The sequence below is a fragment of the Arminella tubonensis genome (assembly GCF_003240585.1).
Lineage (GTDB): Bacteria > Pseudomonadota > Alphaproteobacteria > Rhizobiales > Rhizobiaceae > Rhizobium > Rhizobium tubonense.
Genome location: NZ_PCDP01000061.1, coordinates 92,326 through 118,492, shown reverse-complemented (window position 1 = coordinate 118,492; position 26,167 = coordinate 92,326). Strand labels below are relative to the sequence as shown.

The window sequence follows — 26,167 nt, the reverse complement described above, 5'->3', positions numbered from 1 at the left end:
TGCGGCCGAGGTTTCCTCCAGGCTGGCGGCCTGGCGCTCGGTGCGCTGCGACAGTTCGCTGGAGGCGCGGCGGATCTCTTCCTTGGAGACGCCGATGTCGTTGCCCTTGGCGTTGACGCGGCCCATCGCCGCTTCGAGATGGGAGAGCGCCTCGTTGAAGTTGTTGCGCAGGCCGGCATAGCTGTTGCCGATGTCGGCGCAGCGCACGGTAAGGTCGCCGCCGGCCAGCTGTTCCAGCGCATTGCCGATGGTGGCGACGACGCGGGCCTGCAGCTTGGCCTCGTCCTGCTGCTGCAGGACATTCTGCTGGCGCTCGGCGCTGATCTCCAGCTCCTGGGCCGCCTGGTGGGCGGCGAGCGCATGCCGTTCGCGGATCTTTTCCTGCAGCGACTGGGTGGCCTTGGCCATCATGCCGATCTCGTTGTGCATGCCGGTGTGCGGGATGACGATCTTGACATCCTCGTCGGCCACCGCCTTCAGCGCCCCGTGAACGTCGGCAAGCGGCTTGGAGATGTTGCGGATGAAGTAGATCGCGGCACTGATGCCGACGAGGAAGACTACGCCACAGATCATCAGCGCGTTCCAGATCGCCGTGTTGATCTGCGTCTGCAGGTCGTCGATGTAGACGCCGCAGCCGATGACGATCTGCCACGGCTGGAAGGCTGCAGAATAGCTGCCCTTCAGGAATACCTGGTCATCGGGCATCCCCGGCTTGCTCCAGTAATACACCGTCCGGCCGCCGCCCTTGATGGCTTTCTCGACCATTTCCTTGCTGAAATAGGTGCCGCGCTTGTCGACCTGCGTTGACATGTCCTTGCCGATATTGACCGGGCTCGGATGAATGCGCTGGATGACGTTGAAGTCGAAGCCGAAGAGGTAGCCCGACGGAGCGAAGCTGACACGGGAGAGGACCTTGAAGGCCTCGGCCTGGGCAGCCTCGTGGGTCATCTCGCCGGATTTCTCGCGCTGATAGTAGCCATTGAGCACCGAGATGCCGGACTCTACCTGCGTGCGCAGCATGTCGAAGCGATCGTCATAGACGGAGTTGGCCTGGGACCGAATCTCGAAAAAGGTGGCGACGGCAAAAGCCGCCATGAGCACGCCGACAAGGGCGAACAGCTGATGGGCTATCTTCAAATTCTTCATAATGCCTCGCAACAGGAAACGGATGACCGATACCGACGCGGTTTCCTACCGCCTGTGCGAGCGCCCGAACATTGATCGGACAAATCTACCGCCGCTTAAATCACATGCTGCTCCCGGTGCCTGAACGTCGCTCCTTTCATATAATAAATATTTAATAAAAGACGTGATCGTGGTGAATTATCTGGAAAGATTGCGGCTCCTGCGCTCCGTTGGTAGCAACGTCTCGCTGACACTGTCGGATCTTTCTCCTGACGGGACGAGGCGACAACGGCAAAGCGCCGGAAGGCTGATCCCTGAGATGATTTCTACTTCGCGCTGCTGATTGACTTCCGTATAGATGGTGCCATTGCTTTTCACATTCCTCGCAATCACGCAGACTGCCTTCGCTGGCTGAACTTGAGGTAGGGTCGAGATATTATGAGCGAAACGCAGCGCAAACTGACGACGATCTTCTCTGCCGATGTTCAGGACTATACGCGCCTGATGGGAGTGGACGAGGAGGGCACGCTTGCTACGCTGAAACGATATCGCGATGCCATGTCGCGTCTGATCGGCGCACATGGCGGACGGGTGATCAATACCTGGGGCGACGGGGTGATTGCGGAGTTTCCGAGCGTGGTCGAGGCAGTGCGCGGCGCCGTGGATGTCCAGAACGAACTCGCCGGCTTGAACGCGGCACGCCCGAGCGACGGGCGCATGCTGTTTCGGATCGGCATCAATCTCGGCGACGTCATCGTCGACGGCGACGATATCTACGGCGACGGCGTCAATATTGCCGCGCGGCTCCAGGCAACGGCTGCTGCCGGAGGCATTGTCATTTCCAACACCGTTTACGATCAGGTCCGCAACAAGGTGGCCGTCGGCTTCGACTTCCTCGGTCCCTTGACGGTAAAGAACGTCGCGGACGCCGTGCCGAGCTATGCCGTGCGGATCGGCGAGGGCACGAGCGCCCCGCCTCAGCCGGTGGTAAGGGAACCGCGGGCAACCGTTTCGGATAAATCAGACAGACGAGGGCGAAGCATTCGGCCCAAAAGCCTCGGCACGCTTGCCGTGATCGCCGTCGCCTTGCTCGCCATCAACATCCTGACGTGGAAAGGTACCTTCTGGGCAGCCTGGCCGCTCCTTGCCCTGGCCGTCGCAAGGGCGATGGTGTGGGCCCGGAGCCAGGACCGGATCGACACGCGCATCGCCGTGTTGACCGTCGCTGGCCTGGGTATCACCAGCGTCAATCTCCTGGCCTGGCATGGGACCTTCTGGGCCATATGGCCACTCCTCGCCTTGGCCATTGCCGCGGGCATTCGCTGGACAACCCGCGGCTGAGTGGTATTTGCCGCCGCTAGTGCCCCTGAATGGCCCTGGTGAGACTCTTCGATGCCACATGCGTGGTTCTGTAAGTCAGGTATTCGTCGTAAGTGACCGTCCCCGACGCGTATGCCTTGAGCGTGCGTCGGCAATACTCCTGTTTCACCGCCGATTTCGGCACATGCATGACAACTGAAAGTTTTTGCAGAGCCTCCTCTGTGGCGGGCTGGCTTTTACAACTGTCAACCGTCCGGTTGTAGACCTCAGGGTCACTGAGTTGATTTTTGTAGTAACCCCACTGCGCCTTCGACCAGGTGTAGGTGTGGTCAGTTTCTGCAGCCACGGCGGGAGTGGCGACACCAATCAAAAGAACAAGAATCGCAGAAAACTTCACGCATACCTCCGATTGAAGAATTTACTGGACCCTGCAATATTAGCCACAACCATAACTGTCAATCGGCCGGTATTCGGCAATGAAAGTCGATTTGCAGGAAGATATTTTTGCTGCTGAGCGAAGCGAAGGAATAGGCTGATTATTGGCAGCCGGGAGCGCGTTCCGGATCTATGGGCGGGCGGAATTCACCCAAGGCCAATGAAAGTCACAAGGGCAACGAGAGGGTGAGCAACCTTCACGCTGCCTCCCTTTGCCAACCCCCAAACGCAAATGCGCCCCTGCTTCTCTTCAGGGGCGCATTGGTTCGTCTTGCGACGAACCCCCGTCGACCGAAACTTTGGTCGGGTGGGGCAGGGAACTTTGAGTGCTTACTGCCGCAGTTCGAAACCGGAGAGATCGAGCGGCTTCGGCGTCGGCGGCAGAGCAGCTGTCGCGGTTGCGTCAATACCATCGGTCGGCATGTCTGCAGCGGCAAGCGCTTCGGGCGAGGGGTTGGAGACCATTACAACAGGTGAGCCGCCGAGCCATGCCTCGGTGCGAACCACTTTCCGCTCGCCGTTGATGGTGCGGACCTCGGTCGTTTGCGTACCGGCCTTCAACGTTGGCACCACATACTGCCGCTTCGCCACCTCGATCTCCTTGGGCGCAGGGCAGTCCACGCAGCTTTTCGACACGATACTGATGCTGCTGTGGCCAGCTGGCAGGCTTTCCATGGACTGGAAGGAGCCTGCCATGGCGCCGCCGCTAACGAGCGCGAATGCTGCAGTCAGGATGATGTGGCGCATGAACCTACTCCGTCTCTCGATGTTGAGCAGACGATAGCGGTCCTTCCTTTCCATCCCGTCAGAGGAATAGGTAAAGATTTAGCGAAAACAGCGTTTTGAGACAGAAAATAGGTCGCCTCTTATGCTTTTTCGCGCGCAACGGCCTGCCAGCCGATATCGCGGCGACAAAAGCCGTTGTCCCACCGAACCCGGTCCACAAGGGCATAGGCTCGCTTCTGTGCCTCGCCGACGCTTGCGCCAGTCGCCGTGACATTGAGAACGCGCCCGCCGGTCGCAACGAGTACGCCGTCCTTGAGGGCTGTGCCAGCGTGGAACACCTTGGCGTCTTCGGTATCCCCAGGCAGGGACGCGATCGGCGTATTCCTGGCGTAGGCGCCGGGATAGCCGTTCGATGCCAGCACCACGGTCAGCGCCGCATCGTCGCTCCAGACGGCCACGGCCTTGTCGAGAGTACCGTTGGCGCAGGCGAAAAGCAGCGGCAGCAGGTCGCTTTTCAGCCGCATCATCAGGACCTGGCATTCCGGGTCGCCGAAGCGGACGTTGTATTCGATCAGTTCCGGCCCCTTTGCCGTGATCATCAGGCCGGCGAAGAACACGCCGGAAAAGGGGTAGCCGCTTTCGGCCATGCCGCGCATGGTCGGCTCGATGATTTCCTTCATCGTGCGTTCGACCATGTCGGGCGTCATCACAGGAGCCGGCGAATAGGCGCCCATGCCGCCGGTATTCGGCCCGGTATCGCCGTCGCCGACGCGCTTGTGGTCCTGTGCCGTTGCCAGCGCCAAAGCGTGCGTTCCGTCGCAGAGGCAGAAGAAGCTCGCCTCCTCTCCGTCGAGATAGGCCTCGATCACCACTTCGGCGCCGGCCTCGCCGAACGCGCCTTCGAAGCAGTCGTCGACGGCGGCGAGCGCCTCCTCGACAGTCATCGCAACCGTGACGCCCTTGCCGGCGGCCAGCCCGTCTGCCTTGACGACGATGGGCACGCCCTCGGCACGGATATAGGCCTTGGCCGCAGGAGCATTGCTGAACCGTTGGTAGGCGCCGGTCGGAATGCCGTAGCGGGCGCAGATGTCCTTGGTGAAGCCCTTGGACCCCTCGAGCTGGGCGGCGGCGGCCGAAGGCCCGAAGACGGCGATGCCATCGGCGCGCAGCCTGTCGGCAAGGCCGGCCACCAGCGGCGCCTCGGGTCCCACGACGACGAAGTCGATAGCCCTCTCCCGGCAGACCACTGCTATGGCGTCATGGTCTTCCGTATTCACGTCGATGAGCGTAGCGTGCTCGGCAATGCCGGGATTGCCCGGGGCTGCGTAGAATTCCGTCAGAAGCGGCGATTGCGCGAGCTTCCAGGCAAGAGCATGTTCGCGTCCGCCGGATCCGATCAACAGAACTTTCATGGCTTGCCTCTCGACGCGCCTCTCATTGCGCGTTGCCGATTATTCCCGATGTCTGGCGGTTAAGGAGCAAGGCTCAAAAGGTCAAGGGCAAATCCTGTGGAACCGGGCTTCGGGCGCCTCATCGAAACATTGCCTTGCCTTGTTGTCTGGCTATGGTCCCGCAACGCTTATTTGGAATGAAGAGAATCATATGGCCGCAGATATCCGCTCCCTCTCCGCAATCATTTCCGCCGAGATCAATGCACGGCCCAACCAGGTGGTCTCCGCCATCGAGCTTCTTGACGAAGGTTCGACCGTGCCGTTCATCGCGCGTTATCGCAAGGAGGTGACCGGCGGATTGGACGATACCCAGCTGCGTACGCTCGCCGAGAGACTGGTCTATTTGCGCGAACTCGAAGCACGCCGCGCTTCGATCGTCGATTCAATTGCCAGCCAGGGCAAGATGACCGACGAGCTGATGAAGAGGATCGCCGGCGTTGTCACCAAGGCGGAGCTCGAGGATCTCTACCTGCCCTACAAGCAGAAGCGCCGCACCCGCGCCGAGATCGCTCGCGAACGCGGCCTCGGGCCGCTCGCCGAAGCCATTCTGGCGGACCGCGCCCGGGAGCCGGCAGTGCTTGCCGAGGGTTATATCACCGCCGACGTGGCTGACGTGAAGACGGCGCTCGAAGGCGCCCGCGATATCGTTGCCGAAGGGATTGCCGAAAACGCCGATCTCCTTGGCAGGCTCCGGACATACATGAAGCAGAACGCAACCTTGCGCGCCAAGGTCGTGGACGGCAAGCAGGAGGCCGGTGCCAAGTTTTCCGACTACTTCGATCAGACCGAGCGCTGGGCAACCGTTCCGGGCCATCGCGCGCTCGCCATGCTGCGCGGCTGGAACGAGGAGTTCCTGACGCTGACGATCGAGGTCGATACCGACATTGCCTCGCCCTCGAAGCCGGTCGAGCGGATGATCGCCACGGCCTATGAGATCGGCAGCCAGAAGCCCGGCGATCGCTGGCTGATGGAGGTTGCGAGCTGGGCGTGGCGGGTCAAGCTTTCGATGTCCCTCTCGCTCGACCTGATGCGTGACCTGCGCGAGCGGGCGGAGGAAGAGGCGATCCGGGTCTTTGCCCGCAATCTCAAGGATCTGCTGCTTGCAGCCCCCGCCGGCTCCCGCGCCACCATGGGCCTCGATCCCGGCATCCGCACCGGCGTCAAGGTCGCGATCGTCGATGCGACCGGCAAGCTTCTGGAGACGACCACGGTCTATCCGTTCCCGCCGCGCAACGACGTCAGCGGCACCCAGGCAACGCTTGCGGCCCTGGTCCGCAAGCACAAGGTCGAGCTGATCTCCATCGGCAACGGCACCGGCAGCCGCGAGACGGAGAAGCTGGTGGCCGACATGCTGGCCGATCTTCCGGCCCCGAAGCCAACCAAGGTCATCGTGTCGGAAGCCGGCGCCTCGATCTATTCGGCCTCCGAGACCGCGGCGCTCGAATTTCCCGGTCTTGACGTCTCGCTGCGCGGCGCCGTCTCCATCGCCCGGCGCCTGCAGGACCCGCTGGCGGAACTTGTGAAGATCGAACCGAAATCGATCGGCGTCGGCCAATATCAGCACGACGTCGACCAGCAGAAGCTCTCGCGCTCGCTGGACGCGGTCGTGGAAGACGCCGTGAATGCCGTGGGCGTCGATCTCAACACGGCATCCATCCCGCTGCTTGCCCGCGTCTCCGGCCTTGGACCGTCGATCGCCGATGCCATCGTCCGCTATCGCGACGATGCCGGCCGTTTTGAGACCCGCCGCGATCTCCTGAAGGTCGCCCGGCTGGGCCAGCGCACCTTCGAGCAATGCGCCGGCTTCCTGAGGATAACAGGCGGCAAGGAACCGCTCGACGCCTCGTCGGTCCATCCGGAGGCCTACGGCGTCGCCAAGAAGATCGTCGCTGCCTGCGGACGCGATCTTCGAACCGTGATGGGCGATAGCGCCAGCCTCAAGGCCATCGACCCCCGCGCCTTCGTCGACGAACGGTTCGGCCCGCCGACGGTGCGCGACATCATCGCCGAGCTGGAGAAGCCCGGCCGCGACCCGCGCCCGAGCTTCAAGACGGCCACATTTGCCGACGGCATCAACGAAATCGCTGACCTCAAGCCCGGCATGCTGCTGGAAGGAACCGTCACGAATGTCGCGGCTTTCGGCGCATTTGTCGACATAGGCGTCCACCAGGACGGTTTGGTGCATGTGTCTCAGCTGGCCGATCGCTTCGTCAAGGACCCGCACGAGGTGGTCAAGGCCGGTGACGTGGTGAAAGTCCGTGTCGTCGAGATCGATGCCAAGCGAAAGCGGATCGCCCTGACCATGCGCAAGGACGGCGATGCCGCGACGCCGCCGCCGCCACGTGAACAGCGCGACGCTGCTGCCATGCGCAATGTCGCGCCCAGACGCGAAAGCCAGCCGAAGCCCCAGTCTCAGGGAAGTTTCGGCGCGGCGCTGGCGGATGCCCTTAAACGAAAATAAATACTTAGCATTGGTGATTGCAAGAATGTCACACTCCGGCAAACTTGTTGCCAGCGTACCATTTGGTACCATTTCGTAAGCTTGCCAGCAAACAAGGAGGCGCTAAAGTCCCGTTACAGTCATGTCATCATATGCGAGGCGTCCATGGCGTCGGCACTCTATACAATCGTCAAAAAAATCGTCCGGACGGGTTCGCTGAAGCTGACCCTTGCATCTGGCGACACCCACGTCTTCGGCGACGGTTCGGGGCCGCTGGTGGCGGTACGCGTGGCCGATCAGCAGGCGGAGGACGCGATCGGGCGCGATCCGACCTTGAAGCTCGGCGAAATGTATATGGATGGACGGTTTATCCTTGAGGAGGGGGACATCTATGATTTCCTCTCGCTGGTAAAGCGGAACACCACCAACGAAATCTTCGATGTCCGCATGGCCGCCTTGCTGGTCGGCCGCATCGCCATCCAGCAGCTGAAGAGCCGGATGCCGATCAACCGCAACAAGCACAACGTTGCCCATCACTACGACCTGTCCGCCAAGCTCTTCGACCTCTTTCTCGACGAGGACTGGCAGTATTCCTGCGCCTATTTCGTGCCGCCTGGCATCGGCCTCGATGAGGCACAACTGGCCAAGAAGCGTCACATCGCGGCCAAACTGCAGGTGGAGCCGGGACAGAAGGTGCTGGAAATCGGCTCCGGCTGGGGCGGTATGGGCATGTACCTGGCCGAGTCGGAGCCGAGCATCGACTTCACCGGCATCACGCTCAGCGAAGAACAGCTGAAGATCTCCCGCGAACGCGCCGCCAAGCGCGGGCTGTCCGATCGCGTCCGTTTCGAGCTGCAGGACTACCGCTACATGACCGGTCAGAAGTTCGACCGCATCGTCTCGGTCGGCATGTTCGAGCATGTCGGTATCGGCAACTACGACAAGTTCTTCCGCAAGGTGGCCGAACTGCTCGACGATAACGGCGTCATGGTGCTGCATTCGATCGGCCGCCCGAAGCCGAGCTTCGCGACCAACGCCTTCATCGAGAAGTATATTTTCCCGGGCGGCTACATTCCCTCGGTCGGCGAGACACTGCCGCCGCTGGAGAAAGCCGGGCTCCTGGTCAAGGACGTCGAGATCCTGCCGATGCACTATGCGCATACGCTCCGCCACTGGCGCCAGCGCTTTGTCGCTCGCAAGGAAGAGGCGGTCGCGCTTTACGACGAGCGCTTCTTCCGCATGTGGGAATTCTATCTCGCCGGCTCCGAAATGGGCTTCCGCTGGGACGAGCTTTTCATTTTCCAGATACAGCTATCGAAGAACCAGTTCGCCGTTCCCGACCACCGAAACTACATCGAGGAGCGGGAAGCCAAGCTGAAGGAATTCGAAGCGACCAGGACGCCGCTTGAGAAGATCCTCTTCTGAGAAATTGGACCAATCCGGAAAGTGACCATGACCATGACAAAACTGACGCAGCCGGTCATCACAAGCGCCGCCGAGCGGCCGCGGGAAGAGTGGAATGATCCGGTGCACGGCAGCGTTTCGTGGCACACGCTCTTCAGCAGCGACATAACCCCGACGGACAGCATGAGCGCCGGCATTGCCGAACTCGCGCCCGGCGGCGGCGCGCTGCAAATGCATCGGCATGCCGAGCCTGAGATCTATTTCATCACCGAAGGCACCGGCATCATGATGCTCGAGGGAAGCGAGACGGTTGTGACCGCCGGCTCTGCGGTATTCATACCCGGCAATGCCGAGCATGGATTGCGCAACGAGGGAACGGTCGCTCTCAAGCTTTTCTACGTTTTCCCGACAGGCTGCTTCGCCGACGTGGTCTATCATTTCCCTGAATAGCGCGCGCCAGGGTCGCTCGTTGGATAAATGCCCCGCCGCTGCTCGGATTCGCAAAACATTGGACGTGCTCTTAATCCTTTGTTTTCGATTTCCGAACATTTTGAGCACCTGTCCAGATTATCCGTCACAGGGTTAGCAAACCAATTACGTCTGAAGGATCGGACAGGTGAGTTGCGGGCAGGCGCCATCGCTCATGGCGGCTCTTTTGTATTGCGTATTGTGGGGTATTATCCGTGTTTTCGAAGTCCTCTTCGTTTCTTTCTCTCAGTCTCCTGTTGGCCTCCGCGACGATGGCCAGCGCCCAGCAGAGCCACTCATGGTGGTCGGGCGATTGGTATCTAAGCGTCGGCGCCGCCGGTTTCTCCGGGCCGAAGTTCGAGGGCAGCAAGCATAACAAGCTGCAGTTCGCCCCGCTGATCTCCTTCGGCAAACAGGGGGCAGGACCGCGCTTCACCTCTCGAAATGACAACCCGTCCTTTTCGCTGCTCGACACCGGCGCGATCCGGGCCGGCATCGTCGGCAAATTCGTGCCTAGCCGCGATTCCGGCGACGGTCATGAGCTGAAAGGCCTGAAGCCCGTCAAATGGGGCGCGGAAGTCGGCGGTTTCGTTGAAGTCTACCCGACCGATTGGCTGCGCGCCCGTGCCGAACTCCGCCAGGGCATTCGGGCCCATAGCGGCCTGGTCGCGGACACGGCGATCGATGCATTCACCGATATCGCGCCCAACCTGCGCCTGTCGGGCGGCCCGCGCGCCACATGGGCGACGAGCGATTATTTCGACACCTATTACGGCGTCAACGCCAGCGAATCGGCGGCAAGCGGTCTCAGCCGCTATAATCCGGGCGGCGGCCTGAAGTCTCTCGGCGTCGGCGGAGCGCTCACCTGGCAGGCGACGCAAAACCTCAGCGCCAGCTCGTTTATCGAATATAGCCGACTGCAGGGCCCGGCCGCCGACAGCAGCCTCGTCAAGCAGCGGGGCGATCGCAACCAGCTGCTCGTCGGTGTCTCGGCCACCTACAAGTTCAATTTCACGCTGAATTGAGAAATCGGCGGCGCGTCGGCGCCGCCGCTTGACCTTTGCCGGTGGCGCTCGCTACTACTTGCCCATGCAAAACACTGGCGATATCAATGGCCGCGTCGCCGACGCGCCTTCCGGAAACTGGGTCTACCGCGTGCTTCCCCCCGGTCTCTGGCCCTATGCGCAGCTAGCCCGCTGGGACCGGCCGATCGGATGGCAGCTGTTGATGTGGCCCTGCTTCTGGTCGGCAACCCTTGCCGCGGACGCGGCATCGCAGGCCGGCCTCTTCGTCGGCCAGCTGCTCGTCTATCACCTCCTGCTCTATTTCGTCGGCGCCGTCGCCATGCGTGGCGCCGGATGCACCTATAACGACATCGTCGATTACAAAATCGATATGGAGGTGGCGCGGACACGGTCCCGCCCGCTCCCTTCCGGCCGGGTCAGCCGCCGTCAGGCCAAGATATTCGTCGGCCTCCAGGCGCTGGTCGGGCTCTTTGTCCTGCTGCAGTTCAACTGGTTCACGGTCATCCTCGGCGTGTTGTCCCTTGGCATCGTCGCTCTCTATCCCTTTGCCAAGCGCTTCACCGATTGGCCGCAGTTTTTCCTCGGCCTTGCTTTTTCCTGGGGCGCGCTGATGGGCTGGGCTGGCATCTTCGGTCGTCTTTCGCTGGCCGCCGTGGTGCTTTACGCAGCATCCATCCTCTGGACCATCGGCTACGACACCATTTACGCCCATCAGGACAAGGAGGACGACGAACTCATCGGCGTTCGCTCGACGGCACGGCTATTTGGCGACAAGACCCGCATCTGGCTGGTCGGTCTCTACGGCGTCACGCTCATATTGATGCTGATTGCCTTTGCAATGGCGGGGGCAGGGGTCTTCGCCTATCTCGGTCTTCTGATCGCCGGCGGCATGTTCGCCTACCAGATCCTGGTGCTCGACATCAATGACGGCGCGCAATGCCTGACTTTGTTCAAATCGAACAATAAAGTCGGCGCGTTTATCTTCGGCGGCCTCTTTCTATCGCTGCTGCTTGCTGTTCCCGGATAGCTTTGGACATCCCATGATGAAACACGAAACCCGGCGCTCTCGCGCCGGGTTTTCCAAATCTGGCTGTCTCGTTTCTGAAGTTCAGTTGCGCGCGATGATTTCGCGGCCCTGAATTTTCATCTTTACGCCAAGCTTGCCGGTGGTGCGGCGTACCAAAAAGCGCGGGCGGCGATTGGCGAAGAATGAATGACGCCGGCGCTGCTTTGCTTCGTTGGTGCGCACGCCGCCGAGATGGTCTTCGAGCGGACGTGCCACGCCATCGGCCTCCACCATCATCATCGGGATGTGGAAAGCTTCCGACCAGGACCGCCAGTCCGCTGCAATGTCGCTGAGGTCATGGGCGACGAGAAGCGGGATGCAGAGGTCCGGATCGTCGTGGTGCAGTTCAAGCGTCACGGTGACTTCGCCGTCGCCGTGATCGATGGCTCGTGCCGCGACGCCCTTGAAGGCGCGCTTCGGCAGGGCGATCGACAGCGGCAATCCGCTTGACGGAAGGATCTTGCGCAGCACGGCGCCGCGAGCGTCTATTGTGATGGTGACATCGCCGGTTGCGCCACGCATGGCGTAGCTGACCTGCTGCGGAAAGCGCGTCGGATCGAGCCGCAGTGTGGTTCCTGCCCAATGGGGCTTGAGGACGGTATTTGTCATCTATTTTCTACCCTTGTCTTACCTGAGAGCCGGTTTTCCGGTCTTCTTACGGAGAACTTTTCGTCCTCTCGATGTGGCAAGATTAGGCGGCCGCCCTTCCAGACAGCTTAAAAATTGCGGTTAAGAAAAGTTTGCGTCGTCAGATGGTTAGCAAAAAAGAACCTGTCACGGTTTCCATAATATGAATAAACGAGAATATGCTCCGTCCCGATAAGGCACACGCAAGGCGCGAAGGATTGTAAGTCTCAGGTAAGGTTTAGCTGAGATAATATGGCACAGATTCGCGCGCGCACTTAAGGACTTGCTGAAGGGTCCCCTCAATGATCTCGACTTACCTTGGCTATACGATCGCGTCCCGGGACATGACGACGACGCTCGGCAACATCGCGGCTCAATCCGAGACGAAGCGGCAGGCCGACTACTACAATGCCAATATCGGCAAGGTGAAGACGGTCGACGACCTGCTCGGCAACTACCAGCTCTATAGCTATGCGATGAAGGCCTACGGCCTTGAGGACATGACCTATGCCAAGGGGATGATGAAGGAGGTGCTGACCAGCGACCTCAGCGATTCAAGCAGCTTTGCCAACAAGCTGACCGATCCTCGCTACAAGGCGTTTGCCGCTGCATTCAATTTCGGCGCCACCACGGATGTCCCGCAGACGTCGGACCAGGAGGACGACATGCTCGGCCTCTACACCCAGTCCTTTACCGATGAGGAAACGGCGGCAAAGACCGCGAGCGACGCCTACGCCGCCGGGATGGACACCATCACCAACGTCGACCAGCTACTCAGCAATACCAAGCTGAGGTCGTACGTGCTGAGTGCCTACGGCCTCGATCCGACCGTGACGTCCAACAGCTTCCTGAAGTCCGTATTGACGAGCGACCTCAGCGATCCCAACAGCTTTGTCAATTTGAACGGCAGCGCCACCGACAAGAAGATCGCGGCGCAGTTCAATTTCAACACTGACGGAACGGTGAAGACATCGACCCCGGACGCCGACATCGCCTATTACCAGAGCCAGATCAGCTCGATCACGTCCGTGAAGGACCTGACGTCCAATACGCAGCTGTTCGACTACATCAAGACCGCCTATGGGATATCGAACATCTCGGCGGCCGCATTCAATGCGTCGGCCCGCAGCCCTTCGCTGGCCGCAAGCAACGGCCTGACCGACGTCATGGCGCAGTTCAATTTTCAGCCCGACGGCACCGTCGCTTCCGGCGACGTGGCCCAGAACGCTACGCAGCTGGCAACGGGGGCCGCGGACTATACGGCAAACTTCGTGTCGCATGCGCAGACCGAAACGCAAAAAGCCGCAGTGATGGACCAATACAACACCACGGTCCCATCCTTCATGACCGCAGTGGGCGCAGCCGACAGCGACGCTTATTACAAGGCCACGATCGGGTCGATCACCTCGATTACCGACCTCACCTCGGATACGCAGCTCTTCAACTACGTCAAGACCGCTTATGGCCTCGACTCCAACATGTCGGCGACCGAGTTCCGGTTGGGAATGAGGAACTCGACCAATGCGGCGCTATTTGGCCTCAGCAACGTCATAACGCAGTTCAATTTTCAGTCGGATGGCACCGTTGCCTCGGGTGATCAGGCCCAGACGTCAACCGAGATCGCAGCTGCATCCACCGCGTTCAAGACCAACTACGCGAAGGCCCAGACCGCACTGGTGACCAGCGCCCAGACCAATTACAAGACCAGGATCGCTGATGTCACCGACATCAAGTCGTTCTTCCTCAGCAACGCCGATGCGGATACGGACAAGAGCAACGACAGCCTGCCGGAACTGTATCAGGTCGCTCTGCGCGCCTATGGCATCAGTCCTGACGAAATGTCGACGACGCAGATGAAGAAGGTGCTGGAAAGCGACCCCTATGATCCAAAGAGCTATGTCAGCTCGCTCAAGGACGCTCGTTTCACGAACCTTGCCAAAGCCTTCAACTTCGGCAGCGACGGTAAACTCGAGACCGCCGTTCAGGCGTTGTCCCAGGCCGACATCAATAACTACGTCAACGAATATACCAGCCGTTCCAAGATCGGGCTGACGGGGGCGGCCCTCACGAAGGCAACCACCGATATCAAGACCGCCGCGACCTATTTCGCCACCAACATCACCGGCGTCCACAGCGTCACCGACCTGTTGGCTGATACCAAGCTCACGAACTTCATCCTCACTGCCAGTGGCATCGATCCGAAGAAGGTCACGACCGACACGCTGAAGAAGGCGTTCGCCGCCGATCCATCCGATCCCAAGAGCTTCGTCAACACCGATGCCGGCGCCCAGTTCAAGAATATCGTCGAGGCCTTCAATTTCGATGCCAAAGGCAACCTGACCAACACCAAGCTCGGCACCGCGCAGAATGCAGGCGCAGTTGCCAACACCGACGATCTCTATCTCCACCAGACCCTCGAGAGCCAGCAGGGGGAGACCAGCGACGGCGTTCGCCTGGCGCTCTACTTCCAGCGCAAGGCACCCGATATCTCGTCGATTTACGATATCATGTCGGACAGCGCCCTTTACCAGGTCATCACCACGACCTTCAGCCTGCCGAGCTCGATCTCCAACATGGATGTCGACCAGCAGGCCAAGATGCTCAACAATCTTGTCGACATCAGCGATCTGCAGGACCCTGACAAGGTGACAAAGCTCCTGCAGCGCTTTTCGGCCATGTATGATCTGCAGAACACCTCGACGTCTTCGCCCGCGCTGAGCATCCTTCAGGGCTCCGGCACGGTCGGCATCAGCGCCGATATGCTATTGTCGATCGCGACATTGAAGACCAGCTGATCTCGCCTTCGATAGTCTCTCCATCCATGATGCCCGCCTGCCGCCGACCAAGCGGCAGGCGATTTCATTCCGGTGGCGGCACGCCAGTTTTTCCCACATTTTTTCTCCGTTTGCGAGACGCCCGGAAAGGCCCGGCGCGCCTCGAAACAAGCCCACCGCCACCCTCTCTGCCGTGCGATTTTTGGTCATCGAGGGCGTCTTAACGACCCGTCGGAAGGAACTTGTTAACCGTCCTTGCCCTATCGATTGGGAAAGCTATCGGCATTATTCAATGAGTGGATTGCAGGCCTCATGCGTTTTCCCAGAACAAACTTCTCCAACATGGCAATGGGCTTCCAGCAGGAGGATCAGGGCGACAGGGAGCGGTCGGAAGCAGAGGCCCGCAAGGCCGCTGAAACGGCAGAGCGCCGGGCCTACCTCGAGCAGAAACTGGCAGAGGCCCGCGAAGCCAAGCGCAAGGCCCAGCTGGCCGCCGCCTCTCAGGCTTCGTCGGCAAAGGCCGCGTCCGCACCGCAGCTGAAGCCGCCGCTGGCAAGTGCCGCCGCACGGCCGCAAAAGCCGGCAGCCATGGCGATTTTCCCGGTTCCGGTCGATGCCAACGGATCTCCCATCTGGCAAACAGCCTTTTCGCTGGCGCCGAACGTGCGCTTTACCCGCACGCCCGAGAGCACGCTGACCAAACGCCGTCCGTCCTCGCCGGAAGAGGCGGAGGCGGAGGAGGCGCAGCAGGCCGCGGATGCTACGGAACCCACCCCGGCACCCACAGAGCGGCCTGTCGAGGCGCTTCAATCGATGGTCGAGACCGCCGTAAAATCCATGCAGGCAGCCGCCGAGGAACGCCCTGTTTCCACGAGACCATTGACCTTCAGCCAGCGCGCCGAACGCACGGCAATGGCCGACGCGGAAGCGGCCAACATTGCCTGGGCACGAGCCCAAGGCATAACCGTCGCCCCGGACGCTTCGGCAGCCTCGACTTCGTCAAGCGATGTCGGCACTCTTCCCTCGGTGGACGCCCGGCTGGCAAATGTCTCCGACTTCGCCTTCTGGGACGTCATGCCGTTCGATGGCGACCTCACCACGGTCGCCGGTCCGGTTTTCGTACCGCTCGCCAATGTGATTCGTTCGCGCCCGTGGATTGGCCCCGAATCGATTGCCTCGCTGTTCCGTGTTGTAGAATGCCGTCCGGTCGCCATGGCCGCTAGCCAGCAGATGATTGCCGCCCGGCTGCCGACGCCCCCCGCGGCGCCAGCCGTCCTGCAGCCGATCGCTGTGAAGCAAGTCGAGCCGAAGCCGCTGGTCATCAAGGCTCCGCCCGTCGTCGCACCTCAGCCTGCGCCGGTCGCCGTTACTGCCGCTCCTCTGCCGATCGTCATCCCCGAGCCGCCGAAGGCGACGGCTGTTGCCAAGGCCGTCCGCCCGGCCGTCGAGACGAAAGCCGCCCGGATGATCGATCTGAGGCCGCAGGCCTCTCGCCTTCGCGACAATGCTGTGAGCCCGGCTCCGGTCGAATGGCGCCAGGCGATGAACGGTGAAGTCGAGTACGAGTTTCCGTCGCGCGAACTGCTGCAGGAGCCGGCGGAACGGGTCGGCGTCGTCATGACGCAGGAGACGCTGGAACAGAACGCCGGCCTGCTCGAGAGCGTGCTGGAGGACTTCGGCGTCAAGGGCGAGATCATCCACGTCCGGCCAGGCCCGGTAGTGACCCTCTACGAATTCGAACCGGCTCCCGGCGTCAAGTCATCGCGCGTCATCGGCCTCGCCGACGATATCGCCCGTTCGATGTCGGCACTGTCGGCCCGTGTCGCCGTTGTCCCCGGCCGCAACGTCATCGGCATCGAGTTGCCGAACGTCGTGCGCGAGACGGTGTACTTCCGCGAATTGATCGAGGCGCAGAGCTTCGAGAACACCGATTTCAAACTGGCGCTCTGCCTCGGCAAGAATATCGGCGGCGAACCCATCATCGCCGAGCTCGCCAAGATGCCGCATCTGCTGGTGGCCGGCACCACAGGCTCCGGCAAGTCGGTCGCCATCAACACCATGATCCTGTCGCTGCTCTACAGGCTGACGCCCGAGCAATGCCGCCTGATCATGGTCGATCCGAAGATGCTCGAACTCTCCGTCTATGACGGTATTCCGCATCTCCTGACCCCGGTCGTTACCGACCCGAAGAAGGCGGTTCTGGCGCTCAAATGGGCGGTGCGCGAGATGGAGGATCGCTACCGCAAGATGTCGCGGCTCGGCGTCCGCAATATCGACGGCTATAACGCCCGCACGGCGATCGCCCGCGAAAAGGGCGAAACGATCATGGCCGTCGTCCAGACCGGCTTTGACAAGGGCACCGGCGCTCCGATCGAAGAGAGCCAGGAGATGGACCTGACGCCGATGCCTTATATCGTCGTCATCGTCGACGAGATGGCCGACCTGATGATGGTCGCCGGCAAGGAAATCGAAGGCGCGATCCAGCGGCTGGCGCAGATGGCCCGCGCGGCAGGCATTCACCTGATCATGGCGACGCAGCGTCCCTCCGTCGACGTCATCACCGGCACGATCAAGGCAAACTTCCCCACCCGCATTTCCTTCCAGGTAACGTCGAAGATCGACAGCCGCACGATCCTCGGCGAGCAGGGTGCCGAACAGCTCCTCGGCCAGGGCGACATGCTGCACATGGCCGGCGGCGGCCGCATTTCCCGCGTTCACGGCCCCTTCGTTTCAGACGAGGAAGTCGAGAAGGTCGTCGCCCATCTGAAGACACAGGGCCGCCCCGAATACCTCGACACGGTCACATCAGGCGAGGATGACGAGGAAGAAGAAGAGGACGGCGGCGCCGTCTTCGACAAGGGCGCGATGGCAGCGGAAGACGGAGACGATCACTACGAGCAGGCGATCAAGGTTGTCATGCGCGACAAGAAGTGCTCGACCTCCTACATCCAGCGCCGCCTCGGCATCGGCTACAACCGGGCAGCATCCCTCGTGGAGCGCATGGAAAAGGATGGCCTCGTCGGCCCCGCCAACCATGTCGGCAAACGTGAGATCATCAGCGGCAACCGCGATGCGTCACATCAGGCCCGGCACGAGGACATGGATTAGGAGCCGTCTCGTCGCCCGTTAACTGATCGCGGTCACCACGTGGGCCGTGATCCTGCCCTCGATGACACCGGTTCCAAATCGCTTTCGCAATATCTCGGCGACCTTCCAGGTCGTCGCCTCCAGGCCGGACGGATTGCGCTCCTCGATCTCGTTCCTGAGCGGGGTCCCCTGGCAATAGGTGACGGCGGCTTGCTCCGCGGAGGTCGCTTTGCTCTCGCGTTCCAGGGTCTCTATCGCAATCGAGCGGAAGCCGGCCTCATCCAGTTGCGCCCGGATGATCTCCGTGTCCGAGTAGCCGTGCGGTGTCCTTGCCATGAAACGCGGCGGATCGTTGGGGAAGATATCGGCCAATGTCTCGGTAATCACGCGGGCAAAATCGTTGGTGGCAAGCCCATCCCAGACATTGAAGAAGTAATGTCCTCCCGTCTTCAGGACGCGGAGAGCCTCCCTATACGCTTGGACCTTATCCGGAAAGAACATCACGCCGAACTGGCACGTCACGACATCGAACGCCTGCGCATCGAAGGGGAGGGCCAGGGCATCCGCCTGCTGCCAGGCGATCCGATCGTCCCTTCCCTGCTTTATCATTGCCACATCGAGCATCGGCTGGTTCAGGTCGGACACGACGATCCTCGCGTTTTCATCGAGAAGGGGTGCGGTCGCCCGCGTCAGAGAGCCGGTACCGGCCGCAATTTCCAGCAGGGATTGCGGCTTGAGCCCGGCTGCGCGCGCGGCAAGGTCGCTCGCATATTCCCGAAATATGAGCGGAACCAGCAGTCGATCGTAGAGATCAGGGATTGCACCTGTGAAATGCTTGTCCGATTCCACCACCGTTTCCTCCCGTCAGTCATCCACGGCGTCTGCCCGGTCGCCTCGAAGAAAAGCCGCAAGGAGGCATTGGCCGAACGCCCCAATGATACGCGCTTATGGATAGACGCGATAGCACGCCCTCATGAGCATGGGATGGGGAGGGGCAACGCCGGGCAATGAAACACTGATGCTGGCCAGCAAACGAAGCGCTCCACGACCGGTTTGTTGACTCCCACGGATGATTGAAAGATGCTCGCGATATGGTTGGCGTGTCATGTTCGAGGAATTGCCGCGCCTCTTATTTCGTGCGTTCCGCTTTCACGGAGCCACGTCGCCAGACAGGAAGGAGCCTGCGGCTTATGTTCGATCACATGTCGATTGGCGTGAAGGAATTGGCGCGTGCGCGCAGCTTTTATGACGCTGCTCTGGGGGCTCTCGGATACGAGCGGCTGACCAGCTTCGGCAACATGATGGGATACGGCTCTGAGCGCGCAAGGTTCTGGGTCGGCGAGGTGGAGAAGCCCGTGCCGCCGGACCGGCAGTCCGGCCTGCATTTTTGCTTCGTCGCGCCGAACCAGGCTTCGGTAGATGCGTTCTATGCCGCGGGCCTGGCAAACGGCGGCGAAGACAACGGCGCGCCGGGGATCCGGCCGGAATACGGACAGTTCTACTACGCCGCATTCATCATCGACCCCGACGGCTATCGTCTCGAGGCGTTTTTTCACGTAGGCGAATGAGGGCTGCGCTCCACGGGCAACGAGTTACGAAGCGACCGCGGCAACGATCGTCAGCGCTTGAAGAAAATCAGGCTCGACGGCGATGGCGGCAGGGGTCGGGTGGATATCCCGCCGAAGCCGGCGCGCCGGGCCATTTCTGCGAGGTCTTTCTCCGTATACGCGTCACCCCTCGGGGTACATGCCAGCATCTCAAACGAAAAGGCGGCCGGAAATGGCGGTGAAACGCGGTCCTCATTCGGTATGAACTCGACGGCGATGACGTTGCCTGTTTCGCTCAGGCTGGCGCGGATCTTCTGCAGCAGCGTCACGCAGGTATCGATATCGAAATGATGCAGAAAGTTCGGGAGGAGCACCAGGTCGTAATCGCTGCCCCAATCGACCTCGAAAGCGCTTCCCGGCAAAATCCGATACCTGTCCGCGACGCCGGCGTTCCGGGCATTCGCTTCAGCCAGTTCGAGCACCGATCGCCAGTCGACGGCGACGATTTCCGCTTTCGGAAACGCCTTTGCGACTTCAATGCCAAAGAGGCCATGTCCCGCTGCTATGTCGAGAACGCGCTTCGGTGCCGTTGGCCAACGGGCGACTTCCGCCGCAAGGCTTTCGGCGCTGCTCGCAACAAACGAACCCATGCCGCGGGCGAACCGGACCCAGACAGGATTGTCGGCGGAGACATTCGCCAATCCCACCGATCCGCCGTTGCGAACATAGGCCGAAGGGTCGTCGAGGAACAATCGCGCCATTTCCGGTGCCGCGACAAAGTCGATAGCCGAGCCCAGATAAGCCGGGGATTGACGGTCGAGAAACACCCGACTGGACGGCGTCAGCCCATAGCGATCGCCGGTCTTGGTCAGGAAGCCGCCGACGACCAGATAGTCGCAGAGGATGCGCATGCCGCGCTCGGAAGCCTTTGTGGCCGAGGCGAGGGAAGCCGCGGTGCCTCCGCTACCGCCGATCGCCGTGAAAACATCGAGCTCTATGGCAGCCTTGATCGCGGCCGTCTTCCGGAAGCCGAACATGGCGTCAACCAAAAGCGCCGGTGATATCTCGCCGGAAACCGTTTCGTCTGCATTCAAGGACATGACAACCTCCCCTGGTCAATCGAACAGATCAGCCGTCCGCTCAATTCAGCCTTCGGCAGGATCAATCGCGATCGGACAATACACCACCTCGCCAGACGTTCTGAGCAATCTTTTGGGGTATCTTGCGCGGATACCACTATCGAGGTGCGCCACCGCAACCCAAGTCTTTCGAATTGTCTAAATTAGTATATTGTACAATAATCACGCTGAAGAAATATCTGGGTAACCATTATTCACGGTGGAGGCAGCTATGACTCTTGCAATCAATGATACCGCACCGGATTTCGTGGCAGTAACGACCGAAGGCAAGATCCGGTTCTACGACTGGATCGGCAACTCCTGGGCCGTCCTGTTCTCGCACCCGAAGGATTTCACGCCGGTGTGCACCACCGAACTCGGCTACATGGCCAAGATCAAACCCGAATTCGACAAGCGTGGAGTGAAGCTCATCGGTCTTTCGGTCGATCCGCTCGATCGCCATTCCGGTTGGGCAAGCGACATCAAGGAGACACAGGGCGTTGCGCCGAACTTCCCGATGATTGCCGATGTCGATTTCAACGTATCGAAGCTCTATGGCATGCTGCCGGCAGCAGTATCGGGCGATCCGACCAAGCGCACGCCGAGCGACAATCAGACCGTGCGAAACGTCTTTGTTGTCGGGCCCGACAAGAAGATCAAGTTGATCATGGTCTATCCAATGACCACGGGCCGCAATTTCGATGAAGTTTTGCGCGTGATCGACTCGCTCCAGCTTACCGCCAGACACAGGGTCGCAACCCCGGTGAACTGGAAGCAGGGCGAGAAAGTGATCATCGCCGGTTCGGTGAGCGACGACGAGGCCAGGGCTTTATATCCGAATGGGTGGGACGCACCGAAGCCGTACATCCGGATCGTTCCGCAGCCAAAGGCGTAACAACGACGTCCCCTTGTCAGGGGCAATATTTGCGCAAGGCAGTAGCCGATGATCTTCCGTCAGCTCTTCGACAGCGTGTCCGGAACCTACACCTACCTCATCGCCAGCCGGCAGGGCGGCGAGGCGCTCATCATCGATCCCGTGCTCGAGAAGGTGGATCGCTATCTCAAGCTGGTGGAAGAACTTGATCTCAAGCTGGTCAAGGCCGTGGATACCCATTTGCACGCCGACCACGTCACCGGATTGGCCGCCCTGCGCGATCGCACCCACTGCATCACTGTCATGGGAGAACAGACCCTTGCAGACGTCGTCTCCATGCGGGTGGCGGAGGGCGATCGTGTCGCGATCGAGGGGCTGAGCCTCGATGTGCTCTATACGCCGGGCCATACGGACGATTCCTATTCTTTTCTCATGGGTGGGCGCGTCTTCACAGGCGACACCCTGCTCATTCGCGGCACCGGGCGCACCGATTTTCAAAATGGCAACCCGCACCAGCAATATGATTCGATCTTCAATAAGCTGCTCAAACTGCCTGATGAGACCCTGGTCTATCCGGCCCACGATTACAAAGGCGACACCGTCTCCACCATCGGCGAGGAGAAGCTGTTCAATCCGCGACTGAAGGTTCGGTCTGCGGACGAGTACGCCGACATCATGAACAACCTCAATCTTCCCAACCCGAAGATGATGGACGTGGCGGTGCCGGCCAATGTGCATGTCGGTCTTCATCAGGACGAGATTGCGCGCAAAGGCTGGGCGGTCTCGGCGGCGCAGGCATTGGCACTGCGCGGCCGCGCCGACATTGCGCTTGTCGACCTGCGGGAGAAGAGCGAATGCGAAAAGCATGGAAAGATACCGGGCTCGCTGCACGCCCCCTATACGGATCTGCAGGAAAACATCAGCGCCGGCGGCATGTTGCGTGAGCTAGCCGCGGCAACAGGCAAACGGATCGTGTTCTACTGCGCCTTCGGCGAACGCTCGGCAATGGCGGTGGAGGCCGCGCAGGATGCCGGCCTGATCAGCGCTTGCCATATCGAGGGTGGTATCGACGCCTGGAAGAAGGCGAACGGACCAGTGGTTCGATAGCGGTCCACGCCGACACGGGAGCCAGATCACCGCGGCCGCGCCCAGGCCCCAGGTTGTGCCGAAAACCACTTGCCGGTCTTTTGCGCCGATGGCATGGATGTCGGATGGCAAAGCAATTCACGCATCTTGAACCTCATCATCATCGTTTCATCGCTGAACAGCACATGTTCTTCACCGCGTCGGCGGCAGCCACCGGGCGCGTCAACATCTCGCCGCGCAGCACCGACATGTTTCGTATCCTCGGCGACAATGCGGTGATGTATCTGGACAGGACCGGAAGCGGAAACGAAACCGCCGCGCACATCAAGGCTGATGGTCGCTTGACCATCATGTTCTGCGCCGTTTCGGGACCGCCTCTGATCATGCGCCTTTACGGCCAAGGCCGCGTCATTCGTCGCGACAGCGATGAATTCGCCGACAGGCTACGAGACCTTTTCGATGACCGGGCGCCGCTCGGAGCCCGTCAAATGGTCCATCTCGATTTCGATCTGGTGCAAACCTCGTGTGGTTACGGCGTCCCGCTGTTCGAATACACAGAAGAGCGGCCCCAGATGGATGCATGGGCCAGGGCCAAGGGCGTCGACGGGCTCGAAGCCTATTGGCAGGAGAAGAACCAGGTCAGCATCGACGGTTTCCCGACCGGCTTCTTCGAACAAGCAGCACCGCCTACGGCCTGATTTCCGTATGCCGGCTTCGAACTGGATTACAGCTGACCCTCGATCGCCGCCTTGTCTATGACGGACCAGACCTGATCGATCTTTCCATCCCGAAATTCGTAAAACACATTCTCCGAAAACGAGATCCTTCGCCCGTTCACATCAAGGCCGAGAAACTTGCCCTTCGGTCTGCAATCGAAATCAAGCCGGCTCGCGATAAATGGCGGATCGGCCACCAGCAATCGAATGTTGAAATGTAGGTCCGGGATTTCCCGGAAATCCCGCTCCAGCATTTCGCGGTAGCCGGAAAGCCCGAATTGCCGGCCGTTGTGGCACGCCTCGTCATGAACGAACCGCCCGAGCCTCGCCCAATCCTGCTCGTTCAGGCAGGCGATATAGGCGCGATAGATGCCGGCGAGTTCGCTTTCAATCACGGCATTTGCTCCCTGCTAAACCAGCACGACCTTACCAGGATTCATGATACCTGCCGGATCGAACGACCGCTTGATCCTTTTCATCAATTCGATCTCGATCCCCGGTCTGATCTCCGCCAGTTCATCGCGCTTCAATTGGCCAATCCCATGTTCGGCGGAGATCGACCCTTCATGCTTCAGAACGAGCCCGTGGACGATATGGTTCATTTCCCGCCAGCGGCCGATGAATTGAGCTTTGTCGGCTCCAACCGGCTGGGAGATGTTGTAGTGGATATTGCCGTCGCCCATGTGACCGAAGGCACAGATGCGGGCGCCGGGCATGGCCGCCATCACGGCCTTTTCCGCCTCGTGCATGAATTGCGGTATCTGCGACACCGGCACCGACACGTCATGCTTGATCGATCCGCCCTCCGGCTTCTGAGCATCCGACATGCTCTCGCGCATGTGCCATAGCGCCTGCCGCTGCGCCTCGGAGCTGGCGATCGTCGCGTCCTGCACCAGACCCGCCTCGAAACCCTGCTCCAACAGTGTCGTCATCATCCGCTCGGCAGTCTCGGCTGTGTCAGATGTGGAAATGTCGATCAGCACGTACCACGGATGCGGGGACGCCAGCGGATCACGCACACCTTCGATATTGCGGGCGGTGAATTCGACGCCAATGCGCGGCATCAACTCGAAGCCGGTCAGCGCCCCGGCGCAGAGGCTGGAGGCGTTCTTGAACAGCGTCAGCGCATCCTCGACCGATGCAATTCCGGCAAAGGCCACTTGATGGCCGAGCGGTTGCGGGAAGAGTTTCAGGACCGCACCGGTGATGACGCCGAGCGTGCCTTCCGCGCCGATGAAGAGATCGCGCAGGTCGTAGCCGGTATTGTCCTTCTTCAGGCGTCGCAACCCGTTCCAGATTTCGCCGGTCGGCAACACGACCTCGAGCCCGAGGCAGAGCTGGCGGATGTTGCCATAGGCCAGAACCGCCGTTCCACCGGCATTGGTCGAAAGGTTGCCGCCGATCCGGCAGGAACCTTCGGAGCCGAGCGACAGCGGAAACAAGCGCCCACGCTGCTCGGCCGCCCTCTGCACATCGGCAAGGATGCAGCCGCCATCAACGACGATGACATTGGCGACCGGGTCGATATCGCGGATGCGGTTCATTCGCTCCAGCGACAGGATGATGTCGGAGCCGCCCTCACGCGGCGTCTGGCCACCGACAAGGCCGGTATTGCCCGTCTGCGGCACGATCGCCGTTCCTGTTTCGGTCGCGAGCTTGAGGATTGCCGAGACCTCCTCAACGGTAGCAGGCTTCAGCACCATCGGCGACGCGCCGTGATAAAGCCCCCGGTTCTCGACGAGCCGCGGCGCGATATCGGCGGCCTCCCGCAACACATGCGCCTCGCCGACGATCGATGCGAAGCGGTCGAGAAGGGCAGGGGCGAGGAGAACTGGTGACGATGCGGAACTGCTCATGGCGGGTCCTTGTGATTGACTATTCGCGGGGAGCCGCGGCGCGGCGCAGCCGGTCGTTGATGGCTTCGCCAAGACCTTCGTCGGGAATGGCGGAAAAGGCGATGGTCGATGCACCGCTGGCGTCGGCACGCTTCATGAAATCGAACAGGTTTGCCGCAGCCTCGGACAAATCGCCGGAAGCACTGAGGTCGAGCACAATGGTCGCATTCTTCTCGCCTTCGATTTCAGGCGCGCCGAAACGAATAAGCGCTTCGCCCGAGGAGACATTGTGCGCATCGAGGCGAACTGCAGCGCCGGGTGCATAATGCGAGGCCAGCATGCCGGGCGCCTCGATTGCCGGTGTGGCGCCGGCCTTTCGCTGGAGCGGCTGGCCGGCGACGCGCTCGATATCCTCGGCCGAAAGCCCGCCCGGCCTCAAAAGCCTGACCTCGCCGTCCTCTATCTTGACGATGGTCGATTCCACGCCGACCGCACAGGAGCCGGCATCGAGGATAAGCTCGATCCTGTCGCCGAGATCGGCTTCGACGTGATCGGCGCTTGTGGCGCTGATCTTGCCCGAGGTATTGGCGCTCGGGGCGGCAAGCGGCCGTCCGAAGGCGCGTATCAGATCTCCGGCAAATCCCTTCGGCACCCGGATGCCGACGCTGTCGAGCCCGGCGGTCGCAAGCGGATGGATGGTGCTCCCTGCCTTCAGCGGCAAGACCAGCGTCAGAGGTCCCGGCCAGAACGCCTCCGCCAGCTTGCGCGAGATCGGATCGAACACCGCGTGCCGCTCTGCCATGGCGAGATCGCTCATATGGCAGATCAGCGGGTTGAATTGCGGCCGACCCTTCGTCTCGTAGATCCGCGCGATGGCCTTGGGGTTGGTGGCATCGGCAGCAAGACCGTAGACCGTCTCCGTCGGCAGTGCGACCGGCAGCCCTTGCGAGAGGATCGCCGTTGCCTCCCGGATGCCGCCTTCGGGGTCGCTTAGAATGTCGATATGTCTTGCCATGGCCTGACCGGTTTCAGTTCAGGCTGTC

General features: G+C 60.9%; 22 protein-coding genes. 12 read left to right on the top strand and 10 right to left on the bottom strand.

Going from position 1 to position 26,167, the window contains the following annotated elements:
• Positions 1-1,146, bottom strand: a 1,146-nt coding sequence (locus CPY51_RS27255; RefSeq protein WP_146260177.1) for a cache domain-containing protein, incomplete at its 3' end; no start/stop codon positions are given.
• A gap of 417 nt (positions 1,147-1,563) precedes the next feature.
• Between CPY51_RS27255 and CPY51_RS27250 the strand changes: the two genes are divergently transcribed.
• A complete protein-coding gene (locus tag CPY51_RS27250) occupies positions 1,564-2,466 on the top strand; it encodes an adenylate/guanylate cyclase domain-containing protein (protein WP_111163352.1) in 903 nt (300 codons plus the stop codon).
• A 16-nt stretch (positions 2,467-2,482) separates the two neighbouring features.
• Here CPY51_RS27250 and CPY51_RS27245 read toward each other — a convergent pair whose 3' ends face one another.
• The 3 genes from CPY51_RS27245 to purD all read right to left on the bottom strand — a co-directional run bounded on the left by CPY51_RS27245 (position 2,483) and on the right by purD (position 5,018).
• Positions 2,483-2,842 (bottom strand): hypothetical protein, encoded by a 360-nt coding sequence (locus tag CPY51_RS27245; protein WP_111163351.1) that lies wholly within the window; start codon positions 2,840-2,842, stop codon positions 2,483-2,485.
• A gap of 368 nt (positions 2,843-3,210) precedes the next feature.
• The gene (locus CPY51_RS27240; protein WP_111163350.1) at positions 3,211-3,627 is read right to left on the bottom strand and encodes a plant virulence effector HPE1-like domain-containing protein; all 417 of its coding nucleotides are present in this window, start codon (positions 3,625-3,627) and stop codon (positions 3,211-3,213) included.
• 119 nt (positions 3,628-3,746) lie between these two features.
• Positions 3,747-5,018: a phosphoribosylamine--glycine ligase gene (purD, locus tag CPY51_RS27235; protein WP_111163349.1), complete on the bottom strand. Its 1,272-nt coding sequence runs from the start codon at positions 5,016-5,018 to the stop codon at positions 3,747-3,749.
• Between the two features lie 190 nt (positions 5,019-5,208).
• Between purD and CPY51_RS27230 the strand changes: the two genes are divergently transcribed.
• The 5 genes from CPY51_RS27230 (at position 5,209) to ubiA (ending at position 11,421) form a co-directional block, all read left to right on the top strand.
• Positions 5,209-7,518 (top strand): Tex family protein, encoded by a 2,310-nt coding sequence (locus CPY51_RS27230; RefSeq protein ID WP_111163348.1) that lies wholly within the window; start codon positions 5,209-5,211, stop codon positions 7,516-7,518.
• 144 nt (positions 7,519-7,662) lie between these two features.
• The gene (locus tag CPY51_RS27225; RefSeq protein WP_111163347.1) at positions 7,663-8,922 is read left to right on the top strand and encodes an SAM-dependent methyltransferase; all 1,260 of its coding nucleotides are present in this window, start codon (positions 7,663-7,665) and stop codon (positions 8,920-8,922) included.
• Between the two features lie 27 nt (positions 8,923-8,949).
• Positions 8,950-9,351, top strand: coding sequence for a cupin domain-containing protein (locus tag CPY51_RS27220; RefSeq protein WP_244598795.1), 402 nt, complete (start codon positions 8,950-8,952; stop codon positions 9,349-9,351).
• Between the two features lie 290 nt (positions 9,352-9,641).
• Entirely contained in the window at positions 9,642-10,394 is a 753-nt protein-coding gene (locus CPY51_RS27215; RefSeq protein ID WP_111163365.1) for a MipA/OmpV family protein, read from the top strand.
• 64 nt (positions 10,395-10,458) lie between these two features.
• Positions 10,459-11,421, top strand: coding sequence for a 4-hydroxybenzoate octaprenyltransferase (gene ubiA / locus CPY51_RS27210; RefSeq protein ID WP_111163364.1), 963 nt, complete (start codon positions 10,459-10,461; stop codon positions 11,419-11,421).
• An 81-nt stretch (positions 11,422-11,502) separates the two neighbouring features.
• Here ubiA and CPY51_RS27205 read toward each other — a convergent pair whose 3' ends face one another.
• Positions 11,503-12,069, bottom strand: coding sequence for a DUF6101 family protein (locus CPY51_RS27205; RefSeq protein WP_111163346.1), 567 nt, complete (start codon positions 12,067-12,069; stop codon positions 11,503-11,505).
• A gap of 320 nt (positions 12,070-12,389) precedes the next feature.
• Here CPY51_RS27205 and CPY51_RS27200 point away from each other — a divergent pair, with 320 nt between their 5' ends.
• Together CPY51_RS27200 and CPY51_RS27195 are read left to right on the top strand one after the other, a co-directional pair.
• Entirely contained in the window at positions 12,390-14,882 is a 2,493-nt protein-coding gene (locus tag CPY51_RS27200) for a DUF1217 domain-containing protein (RefSeq protein ID WP_111163345.1), read from the top strand.
• A gap of 291 nt (positions 14,883-15,173) precedes the next feature.
• Positions 15,174-17,969: a DNA translocase FtsK gene (locus CPY51_RS27195; protein WP_111163344.1), complete on the top strand. Its 2,796-nt coding sequence runs from the start codon at positions 15,174-15,176 to the stop codon at positions 17,967-17,969.
• Between the two features lie 18 nt (positions 17,970-17,987).
• On the opposite strand, the gene CPY51_RS27190 is transcribed toward CPY51_RS27195, so the two are convergent.
• Positions 17,988-18,800, bottom strand: a complete 813-nt coding sequence (locus CPY51_RS27190) for a class I SAM-dependent methyltransferase (protein ID WP_111163343.1) — start codon at positions 18,798-18,800, stop codon at positions 17,988-17,990.
• A gap of 338 nt (positions 18,801-19,138) precedes the next feature.
• On the opposite strand from CPY51_RS27190, the gene CPY51_RS27185 reads away from it, so the two are divergent.
• Positions 19,139-19,516: a VOC family protein gene (locus CPY51_RS27185; protein WP_111163342.1), complete on the top strand. Its 378-nt coding sequence runs from the start codon at positions 19,139-19,141 to the stop codon at positions 19,514-19,516.
• 50 nt (positions 19,517-19,566) lie between these two features.
• Here the strand turns inward: CPY51_RS27185 and CPY51_RS27180 are convergent, their stop codons facing one another.
• The gene (locus CPY51_RS27180; protein WP_111163341.1) at positions 19,567-20,595 is read right to left on the bottom strand and encodes a class I SAM-dependent methyltransferase; all 1,029 of its coding nucleotides are present in this window, start codon (positions 20,593-20,595) and stop codon (positions 19,567-19,569) included.
• Between the two features lie 250 nt (positions 20,596-20,845).
• Here CPY51_RS27180 and CPY51_RS27175 point away from each other — a divergent pair, with 250 nt between their 5' ends.
• From CPY51_RS27175 to CPY51_RS27165, 3 genes are all read left to right on the top strand, one after another.
• Complete coding sequence (locus CPY51_RS27175; protein ID WP_111163340.1) at positions 20,846-21,508, top strand: peroxiredoxin; 663 nt, start codon at positions 20,846-20,848, stop codon at positions 21,506-21,508.
• A gap of 48 nt (positions 21,509-21,556) precedes the next feature.
• Positions 21,557-22,594, top strand: a complete 1,038-nt coding sequence (locus CPY51_RS27170) for an MBL fold metallo-hydrolase (protein ID WP_111163339.1) — start codon at positions 21,557-21,559, stop codon at positions 22,592-22,594.
• A 104-nt stretch (positions 22,595-22,698) separates the two neighbouring features.
• On the top strand, positions 22,699-23,271 hold the full coding sequence (locus CPY51_RS27165; RefSeq protein ID WP_111163338.1) for a pyridoxamine 5'-phosphate oxidase family protein: 573 nt from the start codon (positions 22,699-22,701) through the stop codon (positions 23,269-23,271).
• Positions 23,272-23,297: 26 nt separating this feature from the next.
• Here the strand turns inward: CPY51_RS27165 and CPY51_RS27160 are convergent, their stop codons facing one another.
• From CPY51_RS27160 to CPY51_RS27150, 3 genes are read right to left on the bottom strand one after another with little or no spacing between them, the layout of a single operon-like run.
• Entirely contained in the window at positions 23,298-23,684 is a 387-nt protein-coding gene (locus tag CPY51_RS27160; protein ID WP_111163337.1) for an ester cyclase, read from the bottom strand.
• Positions 23,685-23,699: 15 nt separating this feature from the next.
• Positions 23,700-25,145, bottom strand: a complete 1,446-nt coding sequence (locus CPY51_RS27155; protein ID WP_111163336.1) for an FAD-binding oxidoreductase — start codon at positions 25,143-25,145, stop codon at positions 23,700-23,702.
• Positions 25,146-25,164: 19 nt separating this feature from the next.
• Positions 25,165-26,139: an L-threonylcarbamoyladenylate synthase gene (locus tag CPY51_RS27150; RefSeq protein ID WP_111163335.1), complete on the bottom strand. Its 975-nt coding sequence runs from the start codon at positions 26,137-26,139 to the stop codon at positions 25,165-25,167.
• Positions 26,140-26,167: the final 28 nt, after the last annotated feature.

What these genes read in the sequence shown, in the direction of transcription:
- CPY51_RS27205 (WP_111163346.1), bottom strand. Translation starts at nt 12,069, where the DNA reads ATGACAAATACCGTCCTCAAGCCCCATTGGGCAGGAACCACACTGCGG.
- CPY51_RS27165 (WP_111163338.1), top strand. Translation starts at nt 22,699, where the DNA reads ATGGCAAAGCAATTCACGCATCTTGAACCTCATCATCATCGTTTCATC.
- CPY51_RS27220 (WP_244598795.1), top strand. Translation starts at nt 8,950, where the DNA reads ATGACCATGACAAAACTGACGCAGCCGGTCATCACAAGCGCCGCCGAG.
- purD (WP_111163349.1), bottom strand. Translation starts at nt 5,018, where the DNA reads ATGAAAGTTCTGTTGATCGGATCCGGCGGACGCGAACATGCTCTTGCC.
- CPY51_RS27150 (WP_111163335.1), bottom strand. Translation starts at nt 26,139, where the DNA reads ATGGCAAGACATATCGACATTCTAAGCGACCCCGAAGGCGGCATCCGG.
- CPY51_RS27195 (WP_111163344.1), top strand. Translation starts at nt 15,174, where the DNA reads ATGCGTTTTCCCAGAACAAACTTCTCCAACATGGCAATGGGCTTCCAG.
- CPY51_RS27215 (WP_111163365.1), top strand. Translation starts at nt 9,642, where the DNA reads ATGGCCAGCGCCCAGCAGAGCCACTCATGGTGGTCGGGCGATTGGTAT.
- CPY51_RS27175 (WP_111163340.1), top strand. Translation starts at nt 20,846, where the DNA reads ATGACTCTTGCAATCAATGATACCGCACCGGATTTCGTGGCAGTAACG.
- CPY51_RS27225 (WP_111163347.1), top strand. Translation starts at nt 7,663, where the DNA reads ATGGCGTCGGCACTCTATACAATCGTCAAAAAAATCGTCCGGACGGGT.
- CPY51_RS27185 (WP_111163342.1), top strand. Translation starts at nt 19,139, where the DNA reads ATGTTCGATCACATGTCGATTGGCGTGAAGGAATTGGCGCGTGCGCGC.
- CPY51_RS27250 (WP_111163352.1), top strand. Translation starts at nt 1,564, where the DNA reads ATGAGCGAAACGCAGCGCAAACTGACGACGATCTTCTCTGCCGATGTT.
- CPY51_RS27155 (WP_111163336.1), bottom strand. Translation starts at nt 25,145, where the DNA reads ATGAGCAGTTCCGCATCGTCACCAGTTCTCCTCGCCCCTGCCCTTCTC.
- CPY51_RS27240 (WP_111163350.1), bottom strand. Translation starts at nt 3,627, where the DNA reads ATGCGCCACATCATCCTGACTGCAGCATTCGCGCTCGTTAGCGGCGGC.
- CPY51_RS27200 (WP_111163345.1), top strand. Translation starts at nt 12,390, where the DNA reads ATGATCTCGACTTACCTTGGCTATACGATCGCGTCCCGGGACATGACG.
- ubiA (WP_111163364.1), top strand. Translation starts at nt 10,459, where the DNA reads ATGCAAAACACTGGCGATATCAATGGCCGCGTCGCCGACGCGCCTTCC.
- CPY51_RS27170 (WP_111163339.1), top strand. Translation starts at nt 21,557, where the DNA reads ATGATCTTCCGTCAGCTCTTCGACAGCGTGTCCGGAACCTACACCTAC.
- CPY51_RS27180 (WP_111163341.1), bottom strand. Translation starts at nt 20,595, where the DNA reads ATGTCCTTGAATGCAGACGAAACGGTTTCCGGCGAGATATCACCGGCG.
- CPY51_RS27230 (WP_111163348.1), top strand. Translation starts at nt 5,209, where the DNA reads ATGGCCGCAGATATCCGCTCCCTCTCCGCAATCATTTCCGCCGAGATC.